Origin of the sequence: Pigmentiphaga sp. (assembly GCF_019689535.1) — a bacterium.
Lineage (GTDB): Bacteria > Pseudomonadota > Gammaproteobacteria > Burkholderiales > Burkholderiaceae_B > Pigmentiphaga.
Genome location: NZ_JADGHH010000189.1, coordinates 1 through 6,449, shown reverse-complemented (window position 1 = coordinate 6,449; position 6,449 = coordinate 1). Strand labels below are relative to the sequence as shown.

Annotated in this window: 8 protein-coding genes; all 8 read left to right on the top strand. The window is 63.9% G+C overall.

Going from position 1 to position 6,449, the window contains the following annotated elements; all coding sequences use genetic code 11:
- Positions 1-14 precede the first annotated feature (14 nt).
- The gene (locus IRZ12_RS14420; RefSeq protein WP_296469693.1) at positions 15-194 is read left to right on the top strand and encodes a Flp family type IVb pilin; all 180 of its coding nucleotides are present in this window, start codon (positions 15-17) and stop codon (positions 192-194) included.
- Between the two features lie 18 nt (positions 195-212).
- The gene (locus IRZ12_RS14415) at positions 213-761 is read left to right on the top strand and encodes a prepilin peptidase (protein ID WP_296469691.1); all 549 of its coding nucleotides are present in this window, start codon (positions 213-215) and stop codon (positions 759-761) included.
- A 34-nt stretch (positions 762-795) separates the two neighbouring features.
- Entirely contained in the window at positions 796-1,431 is a 636-nt protein-coding gene (locus tag IRZ12_RS14410) for a TadE/TadG family type IV pilus assembly protein (RefSeq protein ID WP_296469689.1), read from the top strand.
- Positions 1,428-1,952, top strand: coding sequence for a TadE/TadG family type IV pilus assembly protein (locus IRZ12_RS14405; RefSeq protein WP_296469686.1), 525 nt, complete (start codon positions 1,428-1,430; stop codon positions 1,950-1,952). The genes IRZ12_RS14410 and IRZ12_RS14405 overlap by 4 nt, the downstream gene beginning before the upstream one ends.
- 47 nt (positions 1,953-1,999) lie before the next feature.
- The gene (gene cpaB, locus IRZ12_RS14400) at positions 2,000-2,959 is read left to right on the top strand and encodes a Flp pilus assembly protein CpaB (protein ID WP_296469684.1); all 960 of its coding nucleotides are present in this window, start codon (positions 2,000-2,002) and stop codon (positions 2,957-2,959) included.
- Between the two features lie 62 nt (positions 2,960-3,021).
- Positions 3,022-4,293, top strand: a complete 1,272-nt coding sequence (locus IRZ12_RS14395) for a type II and III secretion system protein family protein (RefSeq protein WP_296469682.1) — start codon at positions 3,022-3,024, stop codon at positions 4,291-4,293.
- A gap of 27 nt (positions 4,294-4,320) precedes the next feature.
- The gene (locus tag IRZ12_RS14390) at positions 4,321-5,604 is read left to right on the top strand and encodes a pilus assembly protein CpaE (protein WP_296469680.1); all 1,284 of its coding nucleotides are present in this window, start codon (positions 4,321-4,323) and stop codon (positions 5,602-5,604) included.
- Positions 5,605-5,650: 46 nt separating this feature from the next.
- On the top strand, positions 5,651-6,449 hold a 799-nt coding region (locus IRZ12_RS14385; protein ID WP_296469677.1), incomplete at its 3' end, for an ATPase, T2SS/T4P/T4SS family.

Below are 6,449 nucleotides of genomic sequence, written 5' to 3'. Positions count from 1 at the left end.
GCGGAGGTAAAAAAATGAAGCAAATAATCAAGTTCTTGAAAGAAGAAGATGGTGCTACCGCCATCGAATATGGTTTGATCGCTGGTTTGATCGCTGTGGCGATCGTTGGAGCTCTGTATACCCTGGGTGGTGATTTGAAGGACATGTTTGGAAAGATCAGCTCCGGGGTGAAAGGAGAAAAACCTAGTACCTGATAGGTAAACTTGCTAGCAATGCATTTTTTTTCGCCAGTGGATTTCTTCTTCTTGTTATTTTGCGGAGCAGTAGCATTGGGCGACTTGCTTTTCCGCAGGGTATTCAACTGGCTGTTGGTGGTGGGCATTGCTGGCAATGTTCTGGTGTTGGCCACTGCCGGGCACGACGCTTCGGTTTTTGCCCAGCAGTGGTCAACGGCATCTTTAGGTTTTTTCGCCGGCCTGGCATTGTTCCTCCCGTTTTATGTGTTTCGCGTGATGGGCGCGGGCGACGTCAAGTTTTTCGCTGTCTTGGGATTTTGGTTGGGTTTACCGGGTTTACTGCCGGTGTGGTTGGGCGGCAGCGTGTTGGCGGGGATACATGCCTTGGCGGCGTATTGCGTCAGGAGCGGGCTGACCGGCGAATGGGTGATGTTGCAGCTCGCCCCCGTACAAGGCGCTGTGTCCCGGATTCCAGTCCTGCGTCGGGCGGGCCAGTGGGTCTCGGCCCTGCGCGCCGGGCGCCGGGGGATTCCCTATGCAGCCTACCTCGCTGTCGCGGCGGTGGTTGTCGTGTTGGGGCGATGAAAGTTTGTGGATTGAGTACGAACGCGAGGACGCAGTGGAAACTGACAGACCGGTCGATTGCGCACATGTCGCGCGCGCGGCCGCGCAGCGCTTGCAGCGTGGCGCCTACGCGCTGGAGTTCGCGCTCGTGTTCCCGGTTTTCTTCGTGCTGTTTTATGGCGTGCTGAGCTTTGGCCTCATCTTTACGGTGCAGCAGTCGCTCACGTTGGCCGCCGAGGACGGCGCCCGCGCCAGCTTGCGTTATTTCCAACCGGCGGGGGGCGGTTTCAGCACTGAGCAGCAGCTGCTCGGCCAGTTGGAGCATGGTTGCGACGTGGCCAAGGAGCGCGCCTCGTGGCTGGCGAGCAGCGGCACCGCAGGTGGCGTCGCACCCGTGTGCAGCGCTGCGATACAGGGGCCGTGCCGTGCCGCGGACGGTTCCATCGATACCTCGCAACGCTGCTCCATCGCCTTGGGCGGCGGTGGGGGGGCAGGTTCCGTGGCCTGTGGCACCGCACTGGCCGAACAATGCTCGGTCAGCGTGACGGTGAGTTACGCCTATGGCGCCAATCCGCTCGCTCCCTCGTTGCCGGGTACCGCGTTGTTGATCCCGGACACGATCCGGGGCGCGGCCAGCGTGACGATAGATCCGGCTGTCTTGCGCCTCGCTGCGGGGGGGGGCGGCGCGTGAAGCTTGCTTATGTTTCCTGGGCCGTTCGTCGGGCGCAATCGGGCATCGCGGCCCTGGAGTTTTCTCTCGTCTGCGTGCTTTTCCTGGTGATTTTGTTCGGCATCGTCAGCTACGGCGGCATGTTCGTCGCCCAGCAGGCTTTGTCGCGGGGGGCGGAGGAAGGGGCCCGGGCAGCGCTCCAGTCCTCCCTGGTCTCGCCCAACCGCATTCCTTCGCAGGCCGAGGCTTGTGGCGCCGTGGCCAATTCGGTCGAGTGGCTGACGCGCCATCGCGCGGCATTGGGGCAGGGGCCCGTGCTCTGCGAGCTGCGGCCGCCGCAGGCGTGTACCTACGCCGCCAATTTGCAATGCGCATCGGTGGTGGTGACGTATTCGGACTACTACAAGTATCCGTTGATGCCCGAAATATTGCCCTTGGGGCGTTGGCTAGAAGCCCTGTTCGGGGGTGGGTCGGCGTGGCTGCCGGAGCATTTGTCCGCCGTGGCGACCGTGCAGTTGGGTAAGAATCCGTCGGGCACCTAACCGGGTCTGACTCATGCGTTTTTTTTGAGTATCGAGGCGACGAGCTGATGAACACCGTGACCAAAATCGTTGCTGCCATGTTGGTGCTGCTGGCGGTGCTGTTGGGAGGCTATGCCTTCATTTTGGCGACCAAGCCGCCACCCGAGCCGGCCAAGCCGGCGAGCGAGCCCGTGCCGTTGTCGGAAAAGAAGACGCCCGTGGTCGTGGCAGACAAGCTGTTGCCTGGCGGGGTGCCCATCGATGCGGCCGCGCTCAAGGTCGTCGAGTTGCCCATTGATCCGGCGGGTAGCTATCGGGACGTTTCGGCCTTGGCGGGCAAGATTCCCAAATTCGACATCGGCCCCGGGACGCCCGTCACGGAAAGCAGCCTCGTCAAGGGCTTGACCTTGCTGCTCAATGAGGGCGAGCGCGCGGTGGCCGTGCCGGTGGATGAAGTCGTGGGCGCGGGGAATCGCGTGTCGCCCGGCGATTTCGTCGACGTCTTCTTCACCCTCAAGCAGGGGCAGGACATCACCAAGACGCAGGCCCGCCTGCTGTTGTCCCGGCTGCGCGTGTTGACCTACGGTTCGGCGTCGGCAGGTGGGGATGTCCAGCAGGACAACGGCATTGTCGTGGCGCGCAGCAATAATCCGCCCGCGCCTGCGAAAACCGCGGTGCTCGCGGTGCCCACCGCCGATGTCAACCGACTCCTCCTGGCTACGCAGAATGGCAAGCTGCAGCTCGTGCTGCGCCACCCGACCGACGAAACGGCGCCGGATGTCAGCCTCTTCCCCGAGCCGCCCCCGGTGTTGGCCGCCAAGCCTGGCCTCACCAAAGAACAGCGCGAGGCCTTGGAAAAGGCGGAGAACCAAGCCTATGCGGGCCTGGAGCTTGCCGGCTTGTCGGGCGAGACGGCCAAGCGCCCGGTGCCGGCGGCTCGCCCACGGCAACCGGCGGCTGCGCCCAGGGCGCCGGCCAATACGGTGGAAGTGGTGCGTGGCACCAAGCGGGAAGTCGTCGGGTTTTAACGGGTAGAGCGTCAATGAAGATAAGTCATCAAGGTTTCGTTCGGCGTCTGGCACCCCTGGCCATGGCATTGACGTTGTCGTTCGCCATTCCGGCGGGGGCGGCCGACGAGGCCGGCCCGCGCCAGATATCGGTGGCGGTGCGCGATCAGTACCAATTGACCATTCCCGGCAACCTCGAACGCGTCGCGGTCGTGGATCCGGATGTGGCCGATGTCGTAATCGAGAAAGGCAGCGGCAATCGCAAGGGCGGGGTGCTGGTCGTCGGCAAGAAGCCCGGCACCACCATGGTGTCGGTCTGGCAACGCGGCGAAGCGTCGCCGCAGGCTTACCTGGTGCGCGTGACCGGTGACCTGGCCACGCTGGTAGGCGAAGGCGATGGCGCCAAGGCCCAGGTGTACGGGGATGCCGCAGTGCTGAACGGCCAAGCGCCTTCCTTGCTTGCGCACCGGCGCTCTCTGGCTTCCGCCGCCGATGCGGTCGGAAACGATAACGTGTTCGACGCTTCCACCATCGAGACGGGCGGCGTGGTCCAGGTGGAGGTCAAGGTCGTTGAATTCAGCCGGCAAGTGCTGAAGGAGGCCGGGTTCAATTTTTCGGCATTCAATCGCCGGGGCAGTTTCAGTTTCGGGTTGGCGAGCGACCTGGCCCCCACCGGCAAGGCGTTTGACCTGACGCTGGGATTGAGCCGCGGCAATTTCCTGCTCGATACCAATCTGCGCCTGCTCGAAAGCAACGGACTCGCGCGCGTGCTGGCCGAACCGACCTTGACCGCGCTGTCCGGCCAGAGCGCCAAGTTCCTCGCAGGCGGGGAACTGCCGGTCCCCCAATCCGGAGGCCTGGGTACGACCACGGTCACCTATAAGCCGTTCGGCATCGGGCTGACCTTGACGCCCACGGTATTGTCGAAAGACCGCATTGCGCTCAAGGTCGCGCCCGAGGCCAGCGACCTGGACTGGAGCAACGGGGTCACGGTCAACAACATCCAGATTCCCGCGATCATCACGCGCCGCGCGGATACGACCGTCGAGCTGGGCGATGGCGAAAGCTTTGTCATCGGCGGGCTGGTGTCACGTTCGACCGTATCCAACCTGGACAAGCTGCCGTTCCTGGGCGACCTGCCCATCATCGGCACGTTCTTCCGGAACATGTCCTACACGCAGAAAGAAAAGGAATTGCTGATCGTCGTGACGCCGCATCTGGTCAAGCCCATGGCGCGGGGAGTAAAGCTTCCCATGCCGGGGGAGAACGAAAAGCGCGACACCCCCACCAATGCATGGGGGCATTTTCTCCTGGGCGTAGCGAGCAACGACGAGTTGCCCGGCTTCTCCAAGTGAGGCGGCGAGTATCAGCAGGAGTGAGTTATGAACGCCCCGAGCAAGGAGTTGGCGAGTCTCTTGGATACACGCCGTTTCCTGTTCTTTACCGGCGATAGCAGCTTGGCGCAGCGGCTCGCTGCCGTGTTGCGCCACGACGGCGTGGTCGTCCAGGAGGACGTCATGCCAGACCGGCTGTCGGCGCGCCTGGCGGAGTTGGCGCCGCAGATGGTGCTGCTGGATTTCGGCGCCGATGACAGCGAGCCCGGCAAGCTCGCGCATGCCTCGGAGCTCGCGCGCACGTTGGCGCGCATCGCACCCGCGCTGCCCGTGGTCGCGGTCGGAAGCATGATGCGCCCGCAAGGCGCCGTCGCGGCGTTGCGCGCGGGCGTGAGCGACTTCATCGATCCCGTCAACGAGGGCGAAGTGCGCGACATTGTCCGTCGCGTGCTGCATTCCAATACCGTGAGCACCCTGCCCGGGCGCGGGCAAATGGTGGTGCTGCTCGGCGTGCGCGCGGGCGTAGGCGCCTCTACCTTGGCAGCCCACCTCTGCACCATGGCGCAGGTGCAGGCGCAAGGCGCCGACTCCGAGGAAACCGGGAAAAATCGCCGCTTGCGCGGCCCTGTCGCCTTCCTCGACCTTGGCCTGCCGGTGGCGGACGGACAGCTTTATCTGAACGTGTCGGGCAGCTTCCACTTCGCCGAGGCCGTGCGCAACGTGCGTCGCCTGGACGAGACGCTGGTGAATACGGCGGTCACCCGCAGTTCGCACGGCGTGGCAGTGATCTCGTTGCCGCGCGACTTAAGCGAGATGCGGACCGTCTCCCATGCGGATTCGCTCGCCCTGCTGGACAAGTTGCGCCAGCACTTTGGCTTGGTCGTGGCGGATGTCGGCGGCTTTTCGAATCCCGAATTCGTGGCCGGGCTCGTCAGGGCGGCGGACCAGGCCTGGCTGGTAACCGACCAGTCCGTAGGCGCATTGGTGTCGCTGGCGGACATGCTGCGTGACCTGGACGGCCGGGACGTGGACCGCGACAAGTTGCGCCTGGTGGTCAACCGCTACGACGAGCGTTATGGCATGACCGGAGACCAGATCGCCCAGCGGTTCGACTTGCGGCTGCTCGGCACTTTGCCTGACCGCGTATTGGCCCTGATGAACAGCACCAACCAAGGCCGGCTGCTGTGCGATGTGGCCGACCGCGATCCGTACGTCCGGGCGGTGCAGTTCCTGGTGGATTCCCTGGGGGCCTACGACCAGCCCGCGCCCGTTGGTGCGACATGGCTGTCGAAATGGCTGCCGGGCCTGCAGAAGCGACTGGTGGCCCGATGAACCGAGGGGCTGAATTCGAGCGCATTAGCATGCGGAGAACGTAATCATGACGGCATCGATCGAGTTTGCCGACGATAGTCCGGCCTTTGCCAACACCCAGCGCTTCCAGGACATCAAGGCCGCGGCGCACGAGCATCTGTTGTCCCGCATCGAGGAGCTCGGCGCAGAATTCGGGCGCTGGTCGAGGGCAGCCATCCAGCAGTTCGTGAACGTGGAGGTCGACAGTTTCGTGCGTTTGCGGCGCGTGCCGATCAACGAAACCGAACTGCGGCTGGTTGCCGAATCGCTCACCAAAGAGCTTGCCGGGTTGGGGCCGCTGGAAGATCTCCTTGCCGATCCCTCGGTCGAGGACATCTTGATCAACGGATATGACAACGTTTTCGTTTCGCGTCGCGGCGTGCTCCAGCGCGAAACCTTGCGTTTCACCGACAATCAGCACCTGCTGCGCATCGTGCGACGCATCCTGGCGCCGCTCGGCCGGCGCCTGGACGAGTCGTGCCCCATGGTGGATGCGCGCTTGCCGGATGGCGGGCGATTGAACGTGGTGATCGAGCCGCTCGCGGTCGATGGCCCCATGGTGTCCATCCGGAAATTCCGCCAGGACCCGCTCAAGCCTGCCGACCTGCTCGCCCTCGGTACGTTCAACGAGGAAATCCACCGCCTGCTCAGCTTCGCCGTGCGCGAGCGCTGCAACATCCTCGTATCCGGAGGCACGAGTTCGGGCAAAACCTCGCTGCTGAACGCGCTGGCTTTCTTCATTCCCGAGACCGAACGCGTGGTCACCGTCGAAGACACGGCCGAGCTGTCGCTCAACCATCCGCACGTGGTGCGGCTCGAGGCGCGCC

Coding starts and splice junctions, on each gene's coding strand:
- IRZ12_RS14395 (WP_296469682.1), top strand. CDS start 3,022: ATGGCATTGACGTTGTCGTTCGCCATTCCGGCGGGGGCGGCCGACGAG.
- IRZ12_RS14415 (WP_296469691.1), top strand. CDS start 213: ATGCATTTTTTTTCGCCAGTGGATTTCTTCTTCTTGTTATTTTGCGGA.
- IRZ12_RS14390 (WP_296469680.1), top strand. CDS start 4,321: ATGAACGCCCCGAGCAAGGAGTTGGCGAGTCTCTTGGATACACGCCGT.
- IRZ12_RS14420 (WP_296469693.1), top strand. CDS start 15: ATGAAGCAAATAATCAAGTTCTTGAAAGAAGAAGATGGTGCTACCGCC.
- cpaB (WP_296469684.1), top strand. CDS start 2,000: ATGAACACCGTGACCAAAATCGTTGCTGCCATGTTGGTGCTGCTGGCG.